This window comes from Mucilaginibacter sp. A5337, from assembly GCF_059690695.1.
The window spans coordinates 327158-350312 of record NZ_JCAWEC010000005.1; the positions used below are offsets into that span (position 1 = coordinate 327158).

The 23155-nt window shown below is 43.4% G+C and carries 20 protein-coding genes; 11 read left to right on the top strand and 9 right to left on the bottom strand.

The annotated features are described in order from the left end of the window. Positions 1-186 precede the first annotated feature (186 nt). Positions 187-1236 carry a LacI family DNA-binding transcriptional regulator gene (locus AC59JO_RS18635; protein WP_497307095.1) on the bottom strand — a complete coding sequence of 350 codons (1050 nt, stop codon included), beginning with the start codon at positions 1234-1236 and terminating at the stop codon, positions 187-189. Between the two features lie 351 nt (positions 1237-1587). Between AC59JO_RS18635 and AC59JO_RS18640 the strand changes: the two genes are divergently transcribed. The 5 genes from AC59JO_RS18640 to AC59JO_RS18660 all read left to right on the top strand — a co-directional run bounded on the left by AC59JO_RS18640 (position 1588) and on the right by AC59JO_RS18660 (position 10040). Continuing rightward, positions 1588-2208 (top strand): RNA polymerase sigma factor, encoded by a 621-nt coding sequence (locus tag AC59JO_RS18640; protein WP_413667395.1) that lies wholly within the window; start codon positions 1588-1590, stop codon positions 2206-2208. Between the two features lie 79 nt (positions 2209-2287). After that, positions 2288-3322 carry a FecR family protein gene (locus AC59JO_RS18645; protein ID WP_497307097.1) on the top strand — a complete coding sequence of 345 codons (1035 nt, stop codon included), beginning with the start codon at positions 2288-2290 and terminating at the stop codon, positions 3320-3322. An 11-nt stretch (positions 3323-3333) separates the two neighbouring features. Next, complete coding sequence (locus tag AC59JO_RS18650; protein WP_497307099.1) at positions 3334-6783, top strand: SusC/RagA family TonB-linked outer membrane protein; 3450 nt, start codon at positions 3334-3336, stop codon at positions 6781-6783. A 19-nt stretch (positions 6784-6802) separates the two neighbouring features. Further along, positions 6803-8335, top strand: coding sequence for a SusD/RagB family nutrient-binding outer membrane lipoprotein (locus tag AC59JO_RS18655; protein WP_497307101.1), 1533 nt, complete (start codon positions 6803-6805; stop codon positions 8333-8335). Between the two features lie 76 nt (positions 8336-8411). Next, positions 8412-10040 carry an alpha-L-fucosidase gene (locus AC59JO_RS18660; RefSeq protein ID WP_497307103.1) on the top strand — a complete coding sequence of 543 codons (1629 nt, stop codon included), beginning with the start codon at positions 8412-8414 and terminating at the stop codon, positions 10038-10040. Positions 10041-10263: 223 nt separating this feature from the next. Here AC59JO_RS18660 and AC59JO_RS18665 read toward each other — a convergent pair whose 3' ends face one another. From AC59JO_RS18665 to AC59JO_RS18690, 6 genes are all read right to left on the bottom strand, one after another. Then, positions 10264-13833, bottom strand: coding sequence for an ABC transporter permease/M1 family aminopeptidase (locus AC59JO_RS18665; protein WP_497307105.1), 3570 nt, complete (start codon positions 13831-13833; stop codon positions 10264-10266). Positions 13834-13924: 91 nt separating this feature from the next. After that, positions 13925-14812, bottom strand: a complete 888-nt coding sequence (locus tag AC59JO_RS18670; RefSeq protein ID WP_497307107.1) for an ABC transporter ATP-binding protein — start codon at positions 14810-14812, stop codon at positions 13925-13927. A gap of 17 nt (positions 14813-14829) precedes the next feature. Next, positions 14830-15567, bottom strand: a complete 738-nt coding sequence (locus tag AC59JO_RS18675; RefSeq protein ID WP_497307109.1) for a hypothetical protein — start codon at positions 15565-15567, stop codon at positions 14830-14832. Next, positions 15551-15958 (bottom strand): GntR family transcriptional regulator, encoded by a 408-nt coding sequence (locus tag AC59JO_RS18680; protein ID WP_091211516.1) that lies wholly within the window; start codon positions 15956-15958, stop codon positions 15551-15553. The genes AC59JO_RS18675 and AC59JO_RS18680 overlap by 17 nt, the downstream gene beginning before the upstream one ends. Before the next feature lie 11 nt (positions 15959-15969). Beyond that, on the bottom strand, positions 15970-16740 hold the full coding sequence (locus AC59JO_RS18685; protein WP_413667404.1) for a hypothetical protein: 771 nt from the start codon (positions 16738-16740) through the stop codon (positions 15970-15972). Beyond that, positions 16733-17581, bottom strand: a complete 849-nt coding sequence (locus AC59JO_RS18690) for an ABC transporter ATP-binding protein (RefSeq protein ID WP_413667405.1) — start codon at positions 17579-17581, stop codon at positions 16733-16735. The genes AC59JO_RS18685 and AC59JO_RS18690 overlap by 8 nt, the downstream gene beginning before the upstream one ends. 122 nt (positions 17582-17703) lie before the next feature. On the opposite strand from AC59JO_RS18690, the gene AC59JO_RS18695 reads away from it, so the two are divergent. Then, entirely contained in the window at positions 17704-17895 is a 192-nt protein-coding gene (locus AC59JO_RS18695) for a hypothetical protein (RefSeq protein ID WP_413667406.1), read from the top strand. A gap of 107 nt (positions 17896-18002) precedes the next feature. Next, positions 18003-18785 carry an exodeoxyribonuclease III gene (gene xth, locus AC59JO_RS18700; RefSeq protein ID WP_413667407.1) on the top strand — a complete coding sequence of 261 codons (783 nt, stop codon included), beginning with the start codon at positions 18003-18005 and terminating at the stop codon, positions 18783-18785. Positions 18786-18849: 64 nt separating this feature from the next. Here xth and AC59JO_RS18705 read toward each other — a convergent pair whose 3' ends face one another. Together AC59JO_RS18705 and AC59JO_RS18710 are read right to left on the bottom strand one after the other, a co-directional pair. Further along, positions 18850-19461: a hypothetical protein gene (locus tag AC59JO_RS18705; RefSeq protein ID WP_413667408.1), complete on the bottom strand. Its 612-nt coding sequence runs from the start codon at positions 19459-19461 to the stop codon at positions 18850-18852. A gap of 42 nt (positions 19462-19503) precedes the next feature. Beyond that, positions 19504-19992, bottom strand: coding sequence for a hypothetical protein (locus AC59JO_RS18710; protein ID WP_497307113.1), 489 nt, complete (start codon positions 19990-19992; stop codon positions 19504-19506). 539 nt (positions 19993-20531) lie between these two features. Here AC59JO_RS18710 and AC59JO_RS18715 point away from each other — a divergent pair. The 4 genes from AC59JO_RS18715 to AC59JO_RS18730 are packed head-to-tail and all read left to right on the top strand — an operon-like array spanning position 20532 to position 22999. Continuing rightward, positions 20532-20708, top strand: coding sequence for a hypothetical protein (locus AC59JO_RS18715; protein WP_413667410.1), 177 nt, complete (start codon positions 20532-20534; stop codon positions 20706-20708). Then, positions 20705-20899, top strand: a complete 195-nt coding sequence (locus AC59JO_RS18720; protein WP_413667411.1) for a hypothetical protein — start codon at positions 20705-20707, stop codon at positions 20897-20899. Before AC59JO_RS18715 ends, AC59JO_RS18720 begins: the two co-directional genes overlap by 4 nt. Beyond that, the gene (locus AC59JO_RS18725; RefSeq protein ID WP_413667412.1) at positions 20892-21857 is read left to right on the top strand and encodes a sterol desaturase family protein; all 966 of its coding nucleotides are present in this window, start codon (positions 20892-20894) and stop codon (positions 21855-21857) included. Before AC59JO_RS18720 ends, AC59JO_RS18725 begins: the two co-directional genes overlap by 8 nt. Next, complete coding sequence (locus tag AC59JO_RS18730) at positions 21857-22999, top strand: formylglycine-generating enzyme family protein (RefSeq protein ID WP_497307116.1); 1143 nt, start codon at positions 21857-21859, stop codon at positions 22997-22999. The genes AC59JO_RS18725 and AC59JO_RS18730 overlap by 1 nt, the downstream gene beginning before the upstream one ends. Positions 23000-23155 lie beyond the last annotated feature (156 nt).

The following is a 23155-nucleotide window of genomic DNA, read 5'->3' on the forward strand; positions in this document are numbered from 1 at the left end:
CTACTGGTGTTGAAGGATAAATAAAAAATGGCATTTCGAGCGAAGCGCGGCAATCTTGTCGCCCATGCATGTCTGATCTGTATGGCTACGAGATTGCCACGTCGCCCCAGATACTTTTGCCCATGCTGCTCCTCGCAATGACATGGGGTTTAATAAAGTTTAATACTTAATGTTAAATTAATGCTCTCAATTGTTCTCTGTGTTCGCATTACCTTTCGCTGATGATGACCTTACTATCAACTGCGTATCAACCTTCTCCGTAGTAAATTCTTCAACGGGCCATTTACTTTCGATGGTTTTGATCAGCATTTCGGTGGCCATTTGCCCAATCTGAAAAGCAGGCTGGCGTACCACCGTTAAAGGCGGGTCAAACAGGTCAACCACATCCGAGTTAGTGAACCCGGCTATCGCAATATCTCCGGGAACCTTTAAGCCCCATTTTTTTAATATCGACATACTGCTGATGGTTAGCCTGTCGCTGCCACTAAAAATAGCCTCCGGTTTATCATCCAATGCCAGCAATTCTTTCAGCACAATCTCCACTTCGTCGTGTATCATGCCACCATGGTTGCAATGTTTAAGGTATTCGGGCCTGAATTCGATGCCGTGTTTATCAAGTGCCGCCTTGTAGCCTTCAAAGCGCTCATGGCTTATGAGCAGGTTATTTGAGTTGGTAAGGTGTGCAATTTTGGTGAAACCCGAGTTGATTAATGCTTCCGTACCGTTAAACGAGCCCTGGAAGTTATTGGCTATCACCTTGTGGGTGTTCAGATCTGGAGCTGCCCTGTCAAAAAATACAATAGGGAAACCTTTATCCAGCAGGTATTTATATTGAGAGGTATCGGTTGTTTGGGCCGATAATGATACCAGCAAACCATCCACATGTCTTGATAGCAAGTGCTTTACATTGGCGCTTTCCCTGTCAAATGACTCGTGCGTTTGGGTAATGATAACGTGATATCCGCGGTTATAAGCTATGGACTCGATGCCGTTAATGGCCTGCGAAAAATAATCATTTGCCACCTCGCAAACCACTACGCCTATCGAGTGACTTTTTTGTTCTTTAAGACTTAAAGCAATAGGGTTGGGCCGGTAGTTTATCTTTTCGGCATACTCAAGGACAAGCTTTTTGGTTTCGGTACCTATTTCATAGCTTCCGTTCAGCGCTCTTGATACCGTTGATGTTGACACACCCAAAGCCTTGGCAATATCCTTAATAGTAACTGATTCAAACATAATTTAATCCGGCAGCAGGTTCTTAAATATCCAGGGAAAAATTGATACGGGCTAAGTTATTTTAAAAAAAGAATATTTCAGCGTTTTTCAATTTTCAAACTGTATAACTCATTTGTAATGGTTCCCATATCAGTTCTATCGTCTAAGCACATTTTTAAATAAAAGAAAATGACATTCGATTTTATTGATTGATTTTCATTAACAAGATGTGTCCACACGATAAATATACGTTAGGATAATCTCACTTTAATTTAAGTGACATTGATTTTTAAAGTTGACGTAAAATTATTGTTATAATTATTACATTGTACCTGATTTCAATTGTAAAACGTTTTATCCCCTGGTTAAGCTATGTCTCACGAACAAATTGTTCATGACGATCATAATACTGCTATTTGGCTTGCTTTTAAAGAAGGCAATTGGGATGCCTACACACAATTATATAACCAATATTTTAAGGTACTCAATAACTACGGGCATAAATTTACCAGGGATGTCAATGTCATTGAGGATGCTATCCATGATCTTTTTATCAGGCTGTGGACAAACAGGGCAGGGCTTGGCAATCCTGCTTCGGTAAAAAACTATCTTTTTAAATCTTTACGCAGCATTATTTTCCGCAAGCTGCAATCAAAATCGCGCTTTGTCGATCTGGAAGATGAAGCGGAGCATAACTTTCCGTTCGAAATATCCTTCGATCAGCAGATCATGGCCGATGAGGAAGAACAGGAGTTACAAAAGAAGATTAAATTTCATGTAAAAGCTTTGCCGGCGCGGCAACAGGAAATCATCTACCTGCGCTTTTATGAAGGTTTGGGTTATGATGAAATTGCTGATATTATGGAGATAAACGTCAGTTCGGCCTATAAACTGATCTATAAGGCGTTTGATAACCTCCAGGATGTACTCAAAACTTCCAAATTGGCTATTGTTTTAGCCTTGTATTCATGCTTTTACGTAAATAATCATTAAAAATTAATTTTTTTTTCGGTTTGTAGGGATAATTAGGGTAGGGTGCTGTCTATAAGGAGTAAATAACACCTTATAACCCATGCAGATAGCCAAATACAGTAATTATACCCTGCCGGATTTTTTAGAAGACGATGATTTTCTCCGTTTTGTGATTAACCCCTCACATAACGACACTGTTTTTTGGCAGCAGGTTGAAACCGCATACCCGCGACAGAAAGAAATAATAGCCGAAGCTTCAAAAATTATTACCGCATACCGCAAGCAGGATGTTTTTACCAACGAGGCTAATCAATCAAAAGTTTGGCTCCGGATTGAATCATCACTGCAAAGAGATCGGGGTAAGCCAAAGATCTTCACGTTAAACAGGTTCCTTCGTGTTGCCGCAATGTTATTGCTGGTATCATCTGTAGGTATTGCTTTATGGCTGATAAAAGGCAGGCCAAATGAAATTGATACTACTTATGGCGAGCTGAGTACCGTCACCTTGCCAGATGGCTCAACCGTAGTGCTCAACGGCAACTCGAAATTAACTTACTCCGATAACTGGGACAAAAATTCGAGAGAGGTTTGGATAAATGGGGAGGGATTGTTCAACGTAAAGCATATCAATAAAGATCCCCACATTATTAAACCTTCTGAAAGGTTTATAGTGCATTGCCCTGATATGGATATTGAGGTGTTGGGAACAACTTTTAATGTCAGAAGCAGGCATAACAAAACCAATGTGGGTTTAGTACAGGGAAAGATCAGGCTTGATTACGTTGACGCCGCATCCGGGAAACAATCGCTTATTATGAAACCTGGTGATTACGTGCAGCATGCTTATAAAAAAGCCCTTACCCGTACTGTTCTTCCAGCCCCTGAAAAGATCACCAAATGGACAAAACATCAACTTTTATTTAATGATGCCAGTCTGGCGCAAATCGGCGAGGTAATGACCGATGATTATGGCTATCACGTTGATTTTTCGAACGCAGATTTAACTACCCTCAAAATAGAAGGGGAAATAAACGTGCCTAATGTTGACGAGCTGATTGAAACTATCTCCACCACACTCCCGGTGAAAATTATCCGAACAGACAAAAATATCACTATAACAAAATTAAACCCCTAAACGAATAACTTATGAGAAAACTCGACTCATCCAATTTTTTAAGATGTTGCTGTTTCCTGATGGTATTACTTGGCCGGTCGGCGTACGGCTATGCCCAAATGGCGTTAACCAGTAACAGCAGGATTCATGCAAAAAGCTTCGGTTATGCGGCTCCGCAGACTGTTGAAAACAAGGTGCTGCTAAAAGATGCGCTGGATAACTTGAAAAAACAATTCAACGTTCAGATAGCTTACCAGGAAGGCTTGCTTGACAACAAATTTGTGCCCGCAAATTTGACCAATAACATCAGCCAGTTAACGCTTGATGATAATCTGAAGCAATTGTTATCGGCCTTTCAGCTAACGTACCGTAAGATAAACGATAACCAGATCTCGATTTTTACGGCGAAGGATCTTACCTCCACCAATGCAGCTGTTGCAGCAGTTACATTAACAGGTAAGGTTGTGGATGCCGGCGATGGCCAACCGGTTGTGGGCGCATCGGTTTACTTAAAAATTGACAATAAGGTGGGAGCTATCACCGATATTACGGGCAGCTTCCGGTTAATAGTGCCTGATAAATATTCAGGCAGGCCATTAACCCTGGTGGTAGCTTATGTAGGATACAACCAGGAGGAAATTAACGTGGCCGACCCGGGTTCACCTTTGCAAATTAAACTGGTGCAAAATAATAAAGCTCTTAACGAGGTTGTAGTTACTGCCCTGGGTATCAGTAAGCAAAAAAAATCGTTAGGCTATTCCGTTACTGAGGTTAAGGGTACAGAGTTTACCCAGGCCCGCGAAAACAACGTGGCCAATGCGCTTACCGGTAAAGTTGCCGGTGTTAACGCAGCCGGTTTGTCAACTGGTCCGGGTGGTTCAAGCCGCGTGGTGATCAGGGGTAATGGTGGCCTTGCAGGTGATAACCAACCTTTATATGTGGTAAACGGTATGCCGATTGATAACAGCGTACCCGGTGGCGCGGCTACAGTTAATGGTATTACTAACAACGTTGACCGCGGCGATGGTATAGCAGCAATCAATCCAGACGATATAGAATCGATAAGTGTACTTAAAGGAGGTACAGCAGCGGCACTTTATGGCTCACGGGCGGCAAATGGTGTTATTTTGATTACCACCAAAAAAGGCCGGATCCAGAAAGGAGTAGGAGTTGAATTTAACTCGACGGCTACTTATGATAATGTGGCGGTTTTCCCTGATTACCAGTATGAGTACGGGCAGGGCGATGGCGGGGTAAAACCAACCACACTGGCCGCTGCACAAGCAAGCGGAAGGCGCTCATGGGGTTCAAAAATTGATGGCTCAACCGATTATGTGGCGGTCGACGGGAAAACCCACCCTTATGTTGCACAGAAAAATAACCTCAAAAACTATTATCAAACGGGAAGCACTTATACCAACAGCCTTGCTTTTTTAGGTGGTAACGAAGCTTTTACCTACAGGTTTTCGGCTGCTGATTTGAATAGTAAAGGTATTTTGCCGGGCACTACTTATGACCGTAAAACTTTTAACCTTGCCCTGAACGGCAAACTGAGTGATAAACTATCGATTGAAGCGTTGGCCCAATATAACATTGAAACCGGCCATAACCGTACCGGTGCGGGCGACGCATTGGGTAATCCCAACTGGACCCCGCTTGAAGTAGCCAACACGGTTGATGTTCGCTGGCTGAAGCCAGGTTATGATGCTTTAGGCAACGAACAGATCTGGAACGATGCATCCATCGCATCAAACGGTTATTTTGTAATCAATAAATATAAGGAAGATGATGTGAAGAACCGTTTTATTGGTCAGGGATCGGTTATTTATTCGCCCATAAAAGATCTTACTTTCAAAGCTACCATCAGCCGCGACTTTTTCAATTACAACTATACCAATATCCTGCCAACGGGTACATTGTATATCCCTAACGGCCAGTACGCGGGTATCAAATCGGACGTGTCTGAAACCAACGAGCTGGCAACTGTTAGCTACAAAACAAAGATCATTCATGATTTAAACGTGAATGTCTTGGGTGGTGTAAACAGTCGTAAAAACACAACAAACCAGTTAACGTTCAGTGGTTCGCAGTTTACTATTCCATATTTTTACAGCTTTACCAACCTTGCAGTTTCATCAACTACACCATATAATGCCAAGATTGTAACCAACTCGGTTTTTGGCTCGGCCGATTTTGATTACAAGAGCCTGGTATTCCTGTCATTTACCGGCAGGAAGGACTGGTTTTCAACGCTTAGCCCTAAAAGTAACAGTATCTTTTACCCAAGCATAGGCGGCAGCTTTATCCTGTCGGATGCGGTTAAACTCCCTGAGTTTTTTAACCTTGCCAAACTGCGCGGTTCATGGGCGCAGGTGGGCGGCGGCGCGCCGGATCCTTACGTTATTAACCTTACTTACAGTAACGTACCAAGCGCCGGTCAGCCGCTGCAAAACGTAACTACTAATAACATTACCAATAGCAATCTTAAGCCGTATACTTCAACAACATTTGAAGGCGGTTTTGAATTGCAGATGCTTAAGAACCGTTTAGGTTTGGATGTTACGCTGTATGATCGTAAAACAACCAACGATATTGTAAATACGGCTATTTCTTCTACATCAGGCTACAATAATGTGATCCTGAACGTTGGTAAGGTAAGCAATAGGGGTATCGAGGTATTATTGAACGGTACGCCCGTAAAAACAGGCAGCTTTACCTGGACCGCGAGCTATAACGTAGCCTACAACGATAACAAGGTAGTTAAACTGGCCCCCGGCCTTAACACCATTCAGCTGGCTACATCAGTAGGTAACTGGGGTATTTTAGATAATATTGAAGGTAAGCCCTTTGGTATGCTGGTTGGTACCCGTATGCAAAAGGATGCTCAGGGCAATGTGGTGTTCAATGCCACCACCGGTTTACCGGTACAAACTCCACTGCAACAGCTGGGTAAAAGCGTTGCCCCGCTTACCATGGGTTTAACCAACGAATTCAGGTATAAAAGGTTCTCGTTGAACTTCCTGGTTGATGGCAAGTTTGGCAACAAGGTGTTTTCGGTTATGGAGGTATATGCTACCCGTTTAGGCTTGATGAAATCAACATTGCCGGGCCGTGAAAACGGATTGGTGCTGAACGGTGTTGATCAAACAGGCGCGCCTTATACCCGTACAGTGCCTGTAAGTGGATTAAGATCATATTATGATAACTATAAAACGTATTCAGATCTGTTTTTGCACGATGGCAGCTTTGTTAAACTTCGCCAGGTTATCCTGTCATACGCGCTTCCAGCAAGTCTTTTAAACAGAGTTAATATCCAGTCGGCCAGTATCTCCTTTGTGGCCCGGAACTTATGGACTATTTACAAGCAGACAGACAATTTTGATCCGGAGCAAAGCTTTACCAACAGTAATGCGCAGGGCTTTGAGTCTATAGGCTTGCCGCGTACCCGTTCACTTGGCGTAAACCTGGCCGTTAAGTTTTAACACTTTTAAATTGAATACGATGAAAAGACATTTAACTAAATATATTTATTGTTCTCTGATGATGCTTTGCATTATCGCCACACAATCGTGTACCAAAAACTTCGATACGCTTAACGTTAATCCGGATGCATCGTCGAAAGCGGTACCGCAGTACATTTTTACCAAGGCCCAATATGACGGTACTGCCCGTATGCTTGATCTGTTACTGGGTACCATGCAGTATACTACCAGCTTTAATGATGTGGCCGGTTTCGGATCAAAGTATGTGTTGAGCCAGAGCCCGCAGTCGGCAGCCGCTTTCACCAATGCTTATCCAAATGAGATCAATGAATTGGTGGAGGTTTTAAAAGCAGTTGGTACCGATGCATCGCAGGTGAACCTGCAGGCCGAAGCAAGGATCTGGAAAGTGTATTGTTTTAGCAGGCTTACAGATCTTTATGGCGATATCCCATATTCGCAGGCGGCGCAAGGTTATAACCAGGCAATTTATAAACCTGCTTATGATGCGCAGAAAGATATCTATGCCGATTTATTGAAGGAGCTTGACCAGGCAGCCCAAAGCCTTGATGCTTCCAAAACAACCTTTGGCTCTGCGGATTTAATTTACGGTGGTAATACCGTAAAATGGAAAAAGTTTGCCTACTCACTTATGCTCAGGTGTGCCATGCGCATGACCAAAGTTGATATAGCCCAAGCTCAAACTTGGGCAACAAAGGCTATAGCAGGCGGCGTTATTTTGGATGATGCCGATGTTGCCAAAGTAGCTTACGTGGGTGCCGGCCAGGACATCAACAAAAACCCTTTAGCGCTTGATCTTTATAACAACGATTATATTGCAGGTAACGGCAGTACCAATACCGAGGGTGGCAAGTACCAGGATGTATTTATCAGTTACCTGAAAGCTAATAAAGATCCGCGTTTGGCTGTGGTGTCTGTAGTATGGAACGGTGGGGGTGCTGATACAACCTCGGCTATCCAAAAGGGCATGTCAGCAGGCTTGAATGCCAAGCCTGCCGATTTTGTGACGTACTCCGAGCCAAATCCTAAAACTATATTGTTGTTAAACTCTCCGCGATTGGTTTTTACTGCTGCCGAAAGCTACTTTCTGTTATCTGAAGCTGCTGCAAGGGGTTGGTATACCGCAGCTACTGCCGAGTCATTGTACCAGAATGGTATAGCCGCGTCAATGCGCCAATGGAGCATTATTGCAGGCAGCGCGGGCACAATTACTACTGCTCAGATCAATTCATACATTAACGCACACCCATTCAATACAGGTGGTACATTAGATCAAAAAATGGAGCAGATCTATACCCAGTTTTGGGTTGGTATATTTCCTGACGCGCAGGAGGTTTTTGCAAGCTACAGGCGTACCGGTTATCCGGCGCTTGTACCTAATAATTATGTGGGCAATGCTACCGGTGGTAAAATATTCAGGCGGATGTTGTACCCCGTTAGTGAGCAAAACCTTAATGCGGCATCATATGCTGCTGCCATTGCACGACAAGGTTCAGATGATTTTTTAACCCGGATCTGGTGGGATAAACAATAATGTGAAAGTTTGATTAGTTGATGTTGTTTTCGGGGAGGGCGTGGGGCCTTCCCTGATTTTTTTAAACGTTTTTTTGATGTATAAGAAATATCTTTTTTCCCTGCTGCTGTTTTGTTGTATCCAAGGCGTATCGGCACAAAATGATCTGGTTAAGGATGATAATGCAAGTAATTATAACCTGAATAAGCCCGAACGCGAACTATGGCTTAAAAACACCGGCTTGGGTTTGTTTATCCATTTCAGTATGGATAGCCAATTAGGTGTGGTGATCAGTCACTCGCTGGTTGGCGCAAGCGATGATTATGTGAACCGATACTTTAATGAGCTGCCCAAAACCTTTGATCCTTCCAAGTTTGATCCGCACCAGATAGCAACACTGGCTAAGCTGGCCGGGATGAAATACATCGTATTTACAACCAAACATCATTCGGGTTTTTGTATGTGGGATACCAAGACCACCGATTTTAGCATAACCCATACCCCTTATAAAAAGGACTTGTTAAAGGAGTTTGTTGATGCCACGCGCGAAGCCGGGCTGCAGGTTGGCTTCTATTTTTCGCCGGAGGATTTTAACTTTCTACGTGACCATCGCATTGCCATCAGCCGTACCGATGTTAAGATGGATGCCCAAACCCGGCATCAATATGATGAGTACACCCGAAAACAATGCGAGGAGCTGATAACTAATTATGGTAAGATAGATGTGCTTTTTATAGATGGTGATCCGAAGGAAGTAGTTAAGCAAACCTGCTGGAAATTGCAGCCCGATTTACTGATAACCCGCGGCGCTATCAAAACACCCGAGCAGATCATGCCAGGTGCTATGATCAACGAGCCATGGCTCTCCTGTATAACTATGGGCACGGCCTGGGGATATCAGCCAACTAACGAGCGCTATAAATCAGGCAATCAGTTGATCGGTTTATTGATTGAGGCCAGGGCAAAAGGCGGGTCGCTGTTGCTGAACGTTGGCCCGAAGCCTGATGGCGCATTACCTATTGAGCAAGAAGAACGGCTGCGCGAAATGTCGGCATGGTATTTTGTTAACCGCGAATGTATTGATAGCGTACGAAGCTGGGTAATAAGTAAAGAAGGAGATACCTGGTTTACCGCTAAAAACGGGCATACACTTTATGCTATAGTAACTAATGCCGCTGATTGGAAGGAGGGGACACGCAAAAGTTTCCTGATCCGCTCGGCCATAGCCACTAATAATACTAAGGTGAGTGTGTTAGGGCAAAACAGCAGGATCATCGAATATAAAAATGATGATGTAAGCTGCAGGTATAAGCAAACCGATAAGGGGCTTGAAGTATCGGTAGTAAAGGCACAACGCATTTATGACGATCACCGCTGGCCTAACCCGGTAGTGATCAAACTGGAAAATGTTAACCCCGTTTTTAAAGAAGCCGCCATAGTTGAAACGGGTGCAAGTTCAAAAGTACAAACCGGCGCGGTTTTGAAAGGGAAGGTCCTGAACTACAAGAACATTTCAGCAAAAAGGGCCCGGTTTGATTACCGCCCTTATCATGGGCAGGTTGAAACTTTATATGCAGGCAAGTGGACAGCCGGTACATGGGTAAACATACATGCTGATGGTACTTTTGAAGCAACGTTACCACTAAAAGCCGATTATGAATATAAAGCAGTAGTTGAACAGGCTAATGTTGAAATTGAGGGAGAGAACAAATTATTTAAGCCGTAGTATTTCTAAGAAGCTGTTTACAAACGAATGGAAAGTTTTTTGTAGAGGCGCATCACATGCGTCTCCCGGTGGACAGGCCGATTTAAAAGGCTTCTAATTCCGTCGGAAATTGCACGCGGGAGACGCATGTGATGCGTCTCTACATTTAAAAACAATCAAATTTTAACAGCTCCTTAACATTATGAAAAACGGGATTACGCAAAACGTAATCCCGTTTTTAGTTTTAAAGGTCTTTGATATTATCGTTAGGATTCCTGTCAATCAGTTTGCTAAACGGATCGATGCCTATAGAAGCAGGCTGGCCTTTAACAACAATACTGAATTGCTGTTGCCCGCGTTTAAGCTTATACTTTTTGAGGTATAGGGTATTACTCACCATGCGGTTACCTGCACCTTGAACCTGCTTGCCGAAAATTCCGATATCGATATAGTCGTTCATGTTAACAGCCGGGATGTCGTTGTTCTTTGCATCCTTCCACACTTTATCAATATCAAGCTTAAAGGTGACTTTATATTCATTTTTATTACCTGTGGGCTTGCTGCTTGCTTCAACCACCCGGTTATCATACAGGGTGATCTTCTGCCAGGTATCGGTAAGGTAATATTGCAGCGAATCGGGCACGTGCTTTTGAAGATATTGGTAAAGATTGTTGGCTCCGGCAAAAGGGCCGTCTGTTTTAAAAGTATAGGCCTTTTTAAATTCGCGCAATGCCACGTTTATGCTGTCTTCACCAATCAGGTCGCGCAAGCCATATAAAGCTACGCTTGCCTTGCCTCCCCATAAAAACCATTGATCGGCTTTTATCAAAGGATGTTCATTTTCATTAAGGTGCCGCCGGATAAACAGGTAGTACCACAACTGGTCAAGCACAATGTAACGCATGTTATCTTTACCGTATTTGCGTTCTGACATTACCAGTTGATCATAGTTTGAAAGGCCTTCAGGTATTACCAGGCTACCAATGGTATTGTTTGGTGCTGTCTGAAAACGCCACCATTGTTGGGACAATAGTCTTGTGGTACTGGCATAACAATAATCAAAGCTGTTGGGATCCCTGAAATCGGCATTCCATCCAAAATATTCGGCGTATGTATCCAGGGTGGTCATAGAGGCATCCTGCGGACCATAAACAGATGTTTCTACCAGTCGGATGTCGTTGAACGGATAATTGCCGTAAACCTTGCTGTAATAAGTCAGGCCATCTTTATAAGCGGCAATATACCTGTCGATATTGATGTTATGTTCAGGGTGATAATAAACCTCAATGTTCACCTGGTGGTCTAACTGAACGGTCGCCTTTTTTACGGCCAGTTTTTCGGATATAATACCCATTGGCATATACATGCCCGGTTTGTCCTGCACATAATGGAAATAATTGCGGCCATTTTGCTGCCAGTTTTTTACGAGCCGGCCGGGGGCGATGGCGGTTTGATCGGCCAGGGTTCCAATGGTTACATCAAGTTTCAGGAGATCGGCGGCCCTTCCTGCTTTAAGTGTGTTGATGCCCTCCGGGTTATCCTGCTGAATTTCTTCTTCCTTTTTTTCGGGCAGGCCGGCTTTTTTACGTTCATAGGGGCTGCCCAGTTCGTCGTCTTCATCGTAGCCTAAACCGGGCAGTCCTCCGTTAAAAAAGGTGCCATTATTAATGAGGGCTGCCGCATACATCCCATTGGTAAACCCTTTGTGAACTATTTCAGACTTGATTTCCAGCGTTATGGAGTCGCCGGGCATTAATGGTTTTATAAACTTATATAAACGGAAATCGGCGGTATCCATTTTCGGCCTGAACCAGTTGAAAAATCCGCGGGTATACAGCAGCGGGGCGGTAAACGGAATTAATACACCATTGGTTTTAAGCGAATAATTGCTGAGTTCATCGCCATCAAGCAGCATTTGAGATATGGCAACTTTGTTTTTATTGGTTATAGTTACCCATGCGTGTGTAGATACCTGTTGTTTATCGGGATAAAGTTCTACCTGCATTTTTATGCCGGTTACTTTAGGCAGCGGAAGGCGTTCATATTTTTTTAGCGTTTTTTCATATTGGACCGCTCTTGCTATGTTTTCACTTTTGATGAGATAGCTGTTTAAAAAGCTTACGTTGTAATAATTCCACGCGCCCACTGCCAAAAATGCCATCGCTACTATAGTAGTAATGAGTGCCGTGCTTTTGTTAAAGCGTTGAGGTAGTAAACGTAACCGCTCTTTAAAAGATGAGGTTACCCCCCGGTAATAAAATAGTGCCGAAACAATGATGAGCAGCCCTGCAAACAGCAGCCAGTACAGGTTAAACCAATTAATTGGTGTTACCATGTGGCCCATACCGGTCATATCAGAGATCCCAGAGGATGGAGTGTATGAATATAACAGCAGGTTGTAATCAAAGGTGCCCGTTTTACGCAAAAAGAAAACAATCACCCATAAAAACACACCTATGCCGTGGGCTGCAAATTTGTTATTGATAACAACATGTACCACATAGCAAAATACCACCATCTCCAGTAATGCAGGCAGCAATATGTACAATATGTAGAGAAAATATACCGACGGGTTCAACGTATGATAACCCTTTAATAATTGAACAATAACCCCGGTTAGTATGGGTATGAAGGATAAACCTGTACCTATCAATAACAAGGTAATGAGCTTTGACCCGTTCAGGATCCAGTTTGGCGGCGGGAGCGAATCATTGATAAAAGCATAGCGGGTTGTCCTGTCGCGGTGCAGGGTTTCGCCGGTATAAAACATCAGGATAAAGAAAATGAAGAAAGGAAAGGCTTCATTAAAAATTGCAAGCAATGTAACTGTGCGCGGGAAGTCGGGAACGCCGTTTCTGTTGTCGCCAAGCCAGAGTACAAAGCCAAGGAATAAGCTGCCGCTGATCAATATGATCCAGAAGTAATTATCGCGAATGATATTAAGCAATTCAACCTTTACCAGGTTGCGTAATGTGTTCCTGTTGTATTTGCCCGTAAAGCTAACAGCCGGCTTAATAGTTATTGCGTTCTTGGTTTTAGTACCTACTTCATCAATTGCTGCTTTATCGCGCCTGCCGCTAAAAAAGCGCTCGAAGTTAAACCGCAAATAAGTAAAAATTACTACAATTATCCCGATGCCTCCCCATACTACACGGTTGAGCATAAAAGTACCAGTTACCGGGAACAACGTGGTGTTTTGTTCAAGGGTGCTTGAAGAGCTGGTTTGCAGCCTGATGCCGTTGAGACCAAAAGGATCGCTTAGGTTGATTACCGTTGGATTGTTGATATGGTTGAGGAAAAACAGCGCAATAAAATAAAACAGAAATAACAGGATACCACCAAAGTAAATCACCTTTACGTTGCGTGTAATAGCCACCAGTCCAAAAAACAACGAAGAAGTGAACAAAACGTTTGGCAGCCCGATAGTGAAAAACGGGTGCAGGTAGTAAATGAGGTTATTGGGGCCGTATTGTTTTACATCCGTCCATCCCATAGCCGGGCCAAGTTTGGTGCCTATAAATGCACCGATAATAACAGCCGATGCTATGAAGATCATAAAAACGAATGAGCCAAGGTAACGGCCCCAGAAATAACCCGCTTTTGTAATAGGGTAGGTTAGGTAATAATCTTTTGTGTTATACTCAATATCGCGATATAGCGCGGTACCCATAATAGACGAACTCACAAGTGTGATCATCATGGTGATGCCTGAGCACCATAAGGCAAGTACATAAGGTGCGTTTATGTGTTCTTTTTCGCCCAGCGGTAACGAGCCTGTTGAAAAGGTGAACACTGTAAATATGAGTGCTGCCAAAAAATATAGGTAAACGGCTGGCCTGCGGACCCTATTCCGGATCTCGAACAGAAATATTTTAAGAAACATAAACTATTGGTTTATAGTGAGTTTAAATAGTGTCTACATCTATTCGTGTAGCGATGTTGCTGAAGTACACATCTTCCAGGTTTGGGGTGCTGCTGATAAAACCGTTGCCGGGTTCGGCTTCGCTGATAATGCGGATATGGAGCTTGCCGGTTTTAAGCTGCGTTGATATTACCTGGTAATCATCTTTATAAAAGCCCAACTCTGATTGGGTGATCACCTTGCTGTAGATCTTCCCGTTCAATTCATTTACCGCGCTTTCAGGGTCGCCGGCATATAAAACCTCGCCCTGGCAAATGATAGCAAAGTTGGCGCAAAGGGTGCTTACATCCTCAACAATATGGGTTGAAAGGATCACGATGGTATTTTCCCCCAAACGGCTTAACAGGTTGTAAAATCGGTTCCGCTCAGCCGGGTCGAGGCCTGCGGTTGGTTCATCAACAATGATAAGTTTGGGGTTACCAATTAATGCCTGTGCTATTCCGAAGCGCTGTTTCATACCGCCGGAGTAGGTGCCGAGGTGTTTTTTTCGGTCTTTATAAAGGTTTACGCTTTCCAACAGTTGCAGTACCAGGTCTTTTCGCTCGGCATTGTTGCCAACGCCTTTGAGCTGGGCAATATGGTCGAGCATGCGTTCGGCTGATATTTTAGGGTATACACCAAACTCCTGCGGTAGGTAACCCAGTAGCTGCCTGACTTCGGTTTTGTTTTTCAATACATCCAGGTCATCCAAAAAAATGCTGCCTTTATCGGCCTCCTGCAGGGTGGCGATGGTACGCATGAGGGATGATTTGCCGGCACCGTTTGGCCCAAGCAGGCCAAACATGCCATTATTCAGGGTCAGCGAAACATCTTTTAAAGCATGTACGCCGTTGGCATAGGTTTTTGATAGGGAGTTGATTACTAATTTCATGATTTGCTAAGTTTTGGTCATTTATTGTTCCGGATCTGTTTTGTATTGCCATTCAGGATAAGTTTGGCGCTATCAGCAAGTTTGTAGTTTATGTTGCTGAGACTGTCGTCCTTGATCCATAAGCGGCTTTTGTTCCGGACATCGAGGTTGGTTTTACCGAATTGGTTGCCTGTTTCGATAGATAGGTTTGAAGCGCTGCTGCCGCTTTTGCCGATAATGGCATTTAGTATATTGAACTTGTTGTTTTTTAGTAAAACGGTGGAGGCATGATCCTGGATAATATCGAGTTTATCTCCGTTGAAACCTTTGATTGTAGTAACGCGCCAGCTGAAGTCTTGTGTGGCTGTCGTATCTGTAATTTGAACATCACCCGCCTTGTATTTTGCATCAGCGTAAAAGGCATCCAGTTGCGGAAGGGATATGTACAAAACGTTTGGAGGTTGTACATTATGAAAGTTATCTTTAAACACTGCGCGTATAAAGAGCGAATCATGCCGTTGCTCAATTTTCATAAACTCCATAGCTTGAGGGGCGGCAAGCACCTTGAACGGACCTTTTACAAGCATGATGTTAATTGCTGTTGATGAACCAAGGTCAATAACTTTGAAATTTTTGAAATTCAGGCTGCTGAAGCCATTGTAAGGATTTTTGTACTCGCCTTTCAAATATTCTGCTTTCAGCTGAAAGTCATAGATCCCTACCGAAACTATGAGTAGTAATACCGCGGTAAGTAAAAATTTATTGCTTGTTTTCATCGTGGCTGGCCTGGTTTAGTTCATTATTTTGTTGTGCCTGAAAATTTTGATATTGCAGGCTAATCTCATCTATTGAAATACCCAACAGGTACATGTTTTTAAAAAGCTCGGGCAGGTTTTGACGTACAAAGTTTTCTTTACGATAAGCTTTTACTTTATCAAAACCGTCATCGGCCACAAATAAACCCAGACCGCGTTTGTTATATATAATTTCGAGCCCCTGCAAAAATTCGTATGATCGCATAACCGTATTGGGGTTTACTTCCAGTTCTACAGCCATATCGCGTACCGATGGGATTTTTTGCCCGGCAGGCCATTTGCCCATCAGGATCTGATCGCTTACAAAAGCCGCTATCTGGAGGTATATCGCTTCGTTATCTTTAAATTCCATTATCGTCTTTTTTAAGCCTGTTTTTCCTTGAGTTTAAAATATGCCGCTATCCAAAACAGCAGTGATATAAGGGGGACTACAATAAAAACCCAGGCAGATTGCTGTGCATTTAAACCAACGGAGTAAAAGTTTATGCCATCCTGAAAATTCAGAAATGAAAAAGGCATTACCGGTTTGATAGGCCTGCCAACAATAAATCTTACAAATACAGTATTCACAAGGATTAGCAGTGCATAAAAAATAAAGAAACTGAACCCTGTTTTTATGAAGTGTAGTTTTTCGAACCGGATTGCTCCGTATAAGGTGACGGAATGCAGAAATGAAAACAATACCATCACTATCACAAATTTGTCCTGGAACAACGAAAGTATTTCACTTTGGTGCCCGGGCCAGGGTTTTAGATTCATCAGTATAAATAATACCAGGTAAAAAACGCCTGTATAAACCAACAGGAATATAACGTACGAATAGATCCAGCTAACCATAAACTTCTCGAGTTGCGATGCGGGCAGGGTCAATATCGGAATAGCCCTTCGTTTGTCGCCCAGATCAGCAAAAATGGTGCTTGTAAATAATGGCCCCGCTATGATCATGAGTACCCCGAATATGGCCATCTGAAAGCCGGCGTCTACCGGGCCGGGGATCATATAAAATATAAACGAACCGCCAAGCAAAAATACGCCTGCCAAAACCGCTGCCGACATTAAATAGGTGCGGTAATGCTCCACGGTGTGTTTCATGAACAGCAGGCCAAAGCGTTTTAAACTGAAGTAGTTATGCATGGCTTGTAGTTGGTTTTAGTACGTTTAATAATTTGCTGCTGTTGGTTGTTGTGGCATTAAATAATAATTCAAGGTCCATTTTACCGTATTTACCTGCTGTGTTTTGTACAATAGCATACTTGCCCATGAGGGTATCTTCTTCATATAATACATTCATTCCGGTAAGGTCTTTGAACACGCCGAAAAACAATTTATCGGTAAGCTCATCTACAGTATTTTCTATCACTATGCGGTGATCATCTAAAATCAAAACCGTATCAATGAGGCTGTCCAGGTCTCTCACCTGGTGGGTTGAAATAATAATGCAGCGTTCTTCATTTAAAACCGATGCAATCAATTTTCTGAACTGCACCTTTGATGGAATGTCAAGCCCGTTGGTAGGTTCATCGAGTATCAGCACGCCGGTATTTGTTGCCAGTCCGAAGGCGATGATCATCTTTTTTTGCTGCCCGTATGACATTTTGGTCATCAGCAAATCGGGATCAATATCTAATATTTTGAGGTAACTGTAAAAATCTGTAATGCTAAAAGCGGGGTAGAAGCTTGCTGTCCTTTCCAGAAATTGTCCTGGCGTTAGCGCAGGCACGTAAACCTCTTCGGCAATAAAATAAAGGTTTTGTAAAGTGGATACCAGCCGTTTTGAGCTTTCTGTTCCATTAATAAGGCATTTGCCCGATTGCGGAAAGGCCAGGCCTGCGATATTTTTAAGCAGGGTTGATTTACCTGCGCCATTTTTACCCAGCAAGCCATAAATGTGCCCCGCCTTTAATGAAAGGTTCAGATTTTTGAACAGCGGTTTTTTACTGTTGTAGCTGAAATTCAAATTATTTATTTGAATCATGATTTAGTGTATTAGTGTGGTAGTACACTGCAAATGTAATTAAACATTTTTAAAATGCAAATGATATTTTTTATTGGGAGATGTTCGTGAAAACTAATCATCCGCTTAACAGTTAATAAGATATGTCAAAGAAAAGAACCATGCCAAACGAACCAGATGAAATGCCGGTAAACCCGGAACGGCCGGAGATCAGGCAGCCTACAGACCCCGGTGAGCCGGAAATGCCTGAAGAAGCGCCCGAAAATATCCCGAATGAAATTCCCGATACCGAGCCGGATGAGCCAGAGGTTGACCCCGATGAGTTTGAAAAGTAAGAGGAGGGATATTAATTATTGTCATTGCAATCAAGCGTTTGCGTGAGTGGCTGCGCTTTTGTATTTTATAAAGGGGGGTATATAACCTAAACTGCTTAAATTGCATTATGAAAATAGCTACGTATAACGTAAATGGTGTAAACGGGCGCCTGCCTGTTTTGCTCCGCTGGTTAACTGAAACAACCCCTGATGTTGCCTGCTTGCAGGAACTCAAAGCCCCGCAGGAAAACTTCCCCGAACAGGCTATTCTTGATGCCGGTTATAAAGCCATTTGGCACGGACAAAAAAGCTGGAACGGTGTAGCCATACTGGCAAAAACAGATAAACAAATTACTGAAGTTTGCAGGGCGCTCCCGGGAGATCCCACAGATGAACATAGCCGTTATATTGAAGCTATTGTTGATGGTATCACCATTGGCTGCCTTTACCTGCCCAATGGTAACCCTGCGCCCGGCCCTAAGTTTGATTATAAATTAGGCTGGTTTGAACGATTGAAAATTCATGCAGCCGGTTTGCTTGCTGCTGATAAACCGGTTGTGTTAACCGGCGATTATAATGTGATGCCTACCGAGCTTGATGCTTATAAACCGGAGCGATGGGTAAATGACGCCCTATTTCGCCCTGAAACCCGCGAGGCTTTTAAAACACTGGTGGAACAGGGATGGACGGATGCCATCCGCAAACTATATCCTACCGAGGTAATTTATACCTTCTTCGATTATTTCCGCGATGCTTACGGTCGTAACGCCGGTTTACGTATCGATCATTTTTTGTTGAGCCCGCACCTGGAAAAGCGGCTTGTAGCTGCCGGGGTAAACCGGGATGTACGCGGCTGGGAAAAAACAAGCGATCATGCGCCTGTATGGATTGAGTTGAAAGATGCTGAATGACCTTGAGGATTGAAGACTTACGAAGTTTTTAAAACTTCGTAAGTGTGGGTTCAAACTTGTTATGTTACCTCCTCATACCAATATTTTCGTGCACCCATTTAACCTCTTCTTCCGGTGTAACTTTATCTACGGTACTGCTTACCCGGCTAAATGTAGCCGCAGGAAAATCATAAGGGTTGCTATCGTCAAAAAACGGGCCTACAACGCCTAATATCCACACGTATTCGGTAGCCCAGTGGGGCGGATTGACCCGGTACTTAAATACCTCATAATGTATAAAGTTGCCTCGCCCGTTAAGATCAATGGTAACCCGTTTAATGTGTTCAATTTCGTCAGGACAGGCATCCAGTTCAGTAGGAAACTCCAGCCATTGGGCCAATGAGCTTTCTGCCCCTTTAATTAGCGTGTAGTATTCTTCGGGAAACAGGTGTAGTTCGCCAAGTTCCCTCAAATATAAAAAGGTATCATAGCGGGTAAGCAGGTTTTGGGCAAAGGGCAAAACATCTTCGGCGGTTAGGCCTGCAGCCGATTCTGCCTTTTTATAAAGTGGCAAAATCCTGGCCGATCGTTCTAACTCAAGTTTCTTTTTTTTCTTCTTAACGTCGAATAACCTGAAAGCCGCAAACGCTATAATAAAAACTATAACAGTAATGACAATAAGCGTGGTTATATCCATAATGATATGAATGTAAGCTTTTATGTGGACGTAGTATCAAATTTATCGTGTTATCAATGGAAAATCCACACTTAACGTTTTACCCGCCGCCGGAGCTATTACAGCTAAAACCCTGTCATCCTTATTGATGGCGCCATCCATGTTAACATCCTGGTAATGATCACCGCCTACGGTTGCCGGGGGAGTCTGCACCGGCCAGTTATTGATCTCTTGCTGCGAAGTAAATACGCCTACTTTAATAAATGATCCAATTGTCGGATCGATAACCTGGCCATCACCTGTGTAATGGTACAGGTAATAAGTTTTGCCTGGTATAACGGAGAAGCTAAGCTGGCCGCCGGCGTTGCTTATTGCCGATAGGGTATCTTTCCCAGGATAAATCCGGGTTTGATCGGACAAGATAGAAAGGTAAACATTGGATTTTGCGGAACCTGATTTTACATTAACAATAATCCGGGCTTTTCCGCCATCTTTTTTGCAGGAAAAGAACATAAGGACGATGGCCAAAACAGAAAGGAGTTTATTACGCATGATATTTTGTGAATAAGGCGGGGCTAAATTAGTAAAATAAGGGAAAACACAAGTAATGTGTTATAAAAGGGTTTAGATGCATAGGGACATGCATCTGCATGAAAATAGAGGGTTAATACAGCTATTTATTTCATTTTTACCTCTTTTTTGTTGTAGAAACCACTTGGTTTTATAAAAAGTGAATTTATTTATATAATTTCTATAGAATTAGTAGTATTTATCAAATCTTTTTTTACATTTGCCTCAGAAAAATTAATCACAATAATCAAATCACTTAAAAGCACCCACCATGCAACCCGAACTTTTACCTAAATACGGCTTTGCTGATAATCAGTTAACTGCTGCTGCTTTTACTCCTTGTTGTTATTCTTGTTGCTGCTGTTAAGGCTGCCTTACCAGGGTTAATCCCTTCTCTATAACGGTGCGTTGACCCGCCCGGAATCCCAGATTTTTAATTCATTACATTATTTAACGGGCATTGCTGCTTTGTGCGGATTGCTATGCACTGCCTGCATGTTTAATCACTTAATAAGTTCATTATGACCATTAACGACGTTTCCCTAATCGGGAAAAAGGTGTTGGTAGGTGTTATAGTAACCCTCATCCCTTTTGTTATCATTTTCGGTGGGCTGTGGCTTGGCCGTAAACTATTGGAAAAAGGCCCTGCAACTAAGACAGCACAAATTGTTCAACCCTCAAACAGCTTCCCCTTATGAAATTAGAGCAGGCAACTAAGGTACAGATAGCAAAGAATGCTTTGCTGAGCCTTTTTCTGTACATATTACCCATCGTGCTCATGTTTGTAACGTTCGCCATAACCGGCCAGCGCCCCTGGGAAAAGAAACAACAGCATAAACAGCAAATAACCTCAAAAAGTAAAACTGTAAACTCACAAGACAATGATTGATCAGATAAAACAAATAATAGAAAACCTTAACGGCTATGGTTTTTCCGTTTTGGTGTTGGTACTCGGTGTACTTGAATTTTCGTTCGGCCTTTATAAAAAACGCTGGAACAAAAATGAAAAATGGGTTGATATTGCCTGTTTCACCATCCCTAAGCTGGTAGTAAAACCATTGGTGGCTTACTACGGCTTAAAAGTGCTGCCGGCTATATTGCCCGGGTTAAAAAACACCTTTGATTGGGTTCCGTTTTTCTGGGGATTTATCATCATTGCGGTGGCCGATGATCTTACCCAATACTGGTACCACCGTTTGCACCACCAGGTGCCGTGGTTGTGGCGTTTTCACCGTACGCACCACTCGGCATCGTATATGGGTATGGCCATGGCCAGCAGGCAAAACATCATTTATACTATCTTTTTTTCGCAAACCTATTTAACTACAGCGCTGGTTTATCTTGGTTTGGGTATCCCGGCGGTAGTGGTAAAAGGTATCAAAGGCACCATTACTACATTGGCGCATTCAAGTATCCCATGGGATAAGCCTTTTTATCAATATAAAATATTGCATCCGCTGGCCTGGATCCTGGAACGCACCATTTCAACTCCGGCTACGCACCACGCGCACCATGCGGCAACTACCGATGATGGCGTAGGTTATTATAAAGGCAATTTTGGCAATATGTTCTTTTGGTGGGATATCATTTTCGGTACTGCCCATATCTCGCGCCAGTATCCTAAAGCTTATGGTATTTCTCATTACGAAGGGGATCAATGGTACGCACAACTGGCCTGGCCTTTATTTAAATCAAAAGTGCCAGGAAGCGAGCTCGCTGCTGATGGCCCTATGGTTAAGGATGATGTGCCTTTGCAGCCTCATCAATTATACCGGCCCGATGTTGTAGTTGAGCCCGAAACAGAACAGGTTGATGCGGCATTTCAATTACAGCCTGTAAAAGCGTAATGAAAAAGATTGTATTTATGTTTTTTAGTATCGTATGGTTTGCATCATGCAGGCAACCGGCGAAACCAGTGGTGAGTATTGCGGTAGCCACGGTTCCCGGTACTAAAAAGAAACTTTGCTGCGAATCAAATATCCCCAACAGGTTTAAAGCAGCAGGACTAAGCGGTGCGGCGCTTAGTTTACCTGAAACCGGTAACACCCATGCCAACCATGCGGGGATGGCATGGGTGCCGCCCGGCACTTTCAGGATGGGGGCAGATAACCAACAGGCCGAACCTGATGAATATCCCAAGCATGACGTAACTGTTGATGGTTTTTGGATAGATAAAACCGAAGTTACCAATGCCCAGTTCGAAAAATTTGTGAAAGCTACAGGCTATATTACCACAGCCGAGCGAAAGCCCGACTGGAACGAGCTAAAAAAACAAATGCCCCCGGGCACCGAAAAACCTGCAGATAGTTTGCTGGTACCGGCTTCGCTGGTGTTTGTGCCGGCTGATCATCAGGTTAATCTGAATGATTATAGCCAATGGTGGGCCTGGAAAACCGGGGCCAATTGGAAACATCCGCACGGGCCGGGCAGCGATATCAAGGGTAAAGACAATTACCCGGTAGTGCAGGTGTCATGGTATGATGCTGTGGCTTACAGTAAATGGGCCGGTAAACGTTTACCAACCGAAGCCGAATGGGAGCGGGCTGCGCGGGGGGGGCTTGAAGATAAGATCTATCCATGGGGGAATGAGAAGGTAAATGAGGGACAGCCCAAAGCAAATACCTGGGACGGTAGTTTTCCTTATAAGAATACCCAACGCGATCGTTACTATTATTTAGCCCCGGTTAGTTCATTTGCACCCAATGGTTACGGCTTGTACGATATGGCCGGTAATGTATGGGAATGGTGTGCCGATTTGTATAACAACAATTATTACAAAACGGTAAGCAGCCCGGCAGGTGTTAAAAACCCCAAAGGCGCTTCCAAATCATATGACCCTGATGAGCCTTATGCCATCAAAAGGGTAGTGCGGGGCGGCTCATTTTTGTGTAACGACAGCTACTGTTCAGGCTATCGTGTATCGCGCAGGATGAAAACTACCGAAGACAGCGGCATGGAGCACCTTGGTTTCCGTTGTGTTAGCAATTAAAATAATACCCCTGAAATAATTGATTGATCGGCCTGCTTTATCAGGCATAACCAGAAAGGAACATGAAAAAGTAAACAACTACATTCTTCAAATAAGGGAAAAGCAAAGCCTTTCCCTCAGTCATTAAAACAACGAAACAGGGATCGATTGGCGTTG

What these genes read in the sequence shown, in the direction of transcription:
- AC59JO_RS18635 (WP_497307095.1), bottom strand. Translation starts at nt 1,236, where the DNA reads ATGTTTGAATCAGTTACTATTAAGGATATTGCCAAGGCTTTGGGTGTG.
- AC59JO_RS18640 (WP_413667395.1), top strand. Translation starts at nt 1,588, where the DNA reads ATGTCTCACGAACAAATTGTTCATGACGATCATAATACTGCTATTTGG.
- AC59JO_RS18645 (WP_497307097.1), top strand. Translation starts at nt 2,288, where the DNA reads ATGCAGATAGCCAAATACAGTAATTATACCCTGCCGGATTTTTTAGAA.
- AC59JO_RS18650 (WP_497307099.1), top strand. Translation starts at nt 3,334, where the DNA reads ATGAGAAAACTCGACTCATCCAATTTTTTAAGATGTTGCTGTTTCCTG.
- AC59JO_RS18655 (WP_497307101.1), top strand. Translation starts at nt 6,803, where the DNA reads ATGAAAAGACATTTAACTAAATATATTTATTGTTCTCTGATGATGCTT.
- AC59JO_RS18660 (WP_497307103.1), top strand. Translation starts at nt 8,412, where the DNA reads ATGTATAAGAAATATCTTTTTTCCCTGCTGCTGTTTTGTTGTATCCAA.
- AC59JO_RS18670 (WP_497307107.1), bottom strand. Translation starts at nt 14,812, where the DNA reads ATGAAATTAGTAATCAACTCCCTATCAAAAACCTATGCCAACGGCGTA.
- AC59JO_RS18675 (WP_497307109.1), bottom strand. Translation starts at nt 15,567, where the DNA reads ATGAAAACAAGCAATAAATTTTTACTTACCGCGGTATTACTACTCATA.
- AC59JO_RS18680 (WP_091211516.1), bottom strand. Translation starts at nt 15,958, where the DNA reads ATGGAATTTAAAGATAACGAAGCGATATACCTCCAGATAGCGGCTTTT.
- AC59JO_RS18685 (WP_413667404.1), bottom strand. Translation starts at nt 16,740, where the DNA reads ATGCATAACTACTTCAGTTTAAAACGCTTTGGCCTGCTGTTCATGAAA.
- AC59JO_RS18690 (WP_413667405.1), bottom strand. Translation starts at nt 17,581, where the DNA reads ATGATTCAAATAAATAATTTGAATTTCAGCTACAACAGTAAAAAACCG.
- AC59JO_RS18695 (WP_413667406.1), top strand. Translation starts at nt 17,704, where the DNA reads ATGTCAAAGAAAAGAACCATGCCAAACGAACCAGATGAAATGCCGGTA.
- xth (WP_413667407.1), top strand. Translation starts at nt 18,003, where the DNA reads ATGAAAATAGCTACGTATAACGTAAATGGTGTAAACGGGCGCCTGCCT.
- AC59JO_RS18705 (WP_413667408.1), bottom strand. Translation starts at nt 19,461, where the DNA reads ATGGATATAACCACGCTTATTGTCATTACTGTTATAGTTTTTATTATA.
- AC59JO_RS18710 (WP_497307113.1), bottom strand. Translation starts at nt 19,992, where the DNA reads ATGCGTAATAAACTCCTTTCTGTTTTGGCCATCGTCCTTATGTTCTTT.
- AC59JO_RS18715 (WP_413667410.1), top strand. Translation starts at nt 20,532, where the DNA reads ATGACCATTAACGACGTTTCCCTAATCGGGAAAAAGGTGTTGGTAGGT.
- AC59JO_RS18720 (WP_413667411.1), top strand. Translation starts at nt 20,705, where the DNA reads ATGAAATTAGAGCAGGCAACTAAGGTACAGATAGCAAAGAATGCTTTG.
- AC59JO_RS18725 (WP_413667412.1), top strand. Translation starts at nt 20,892, where the DNA reads ATGATTGATCAGATAAAACAAATAATAGAAAACCTTAACGGCTATGGT.
- AC59JO_RS18730 (WP_497307116.1), top strand. Translation starts at nt 21,857, where the DNA reads ATGAAAAAGATTGTATTTATGTTTTTTAGTATCGTATGGTTTGCATCA.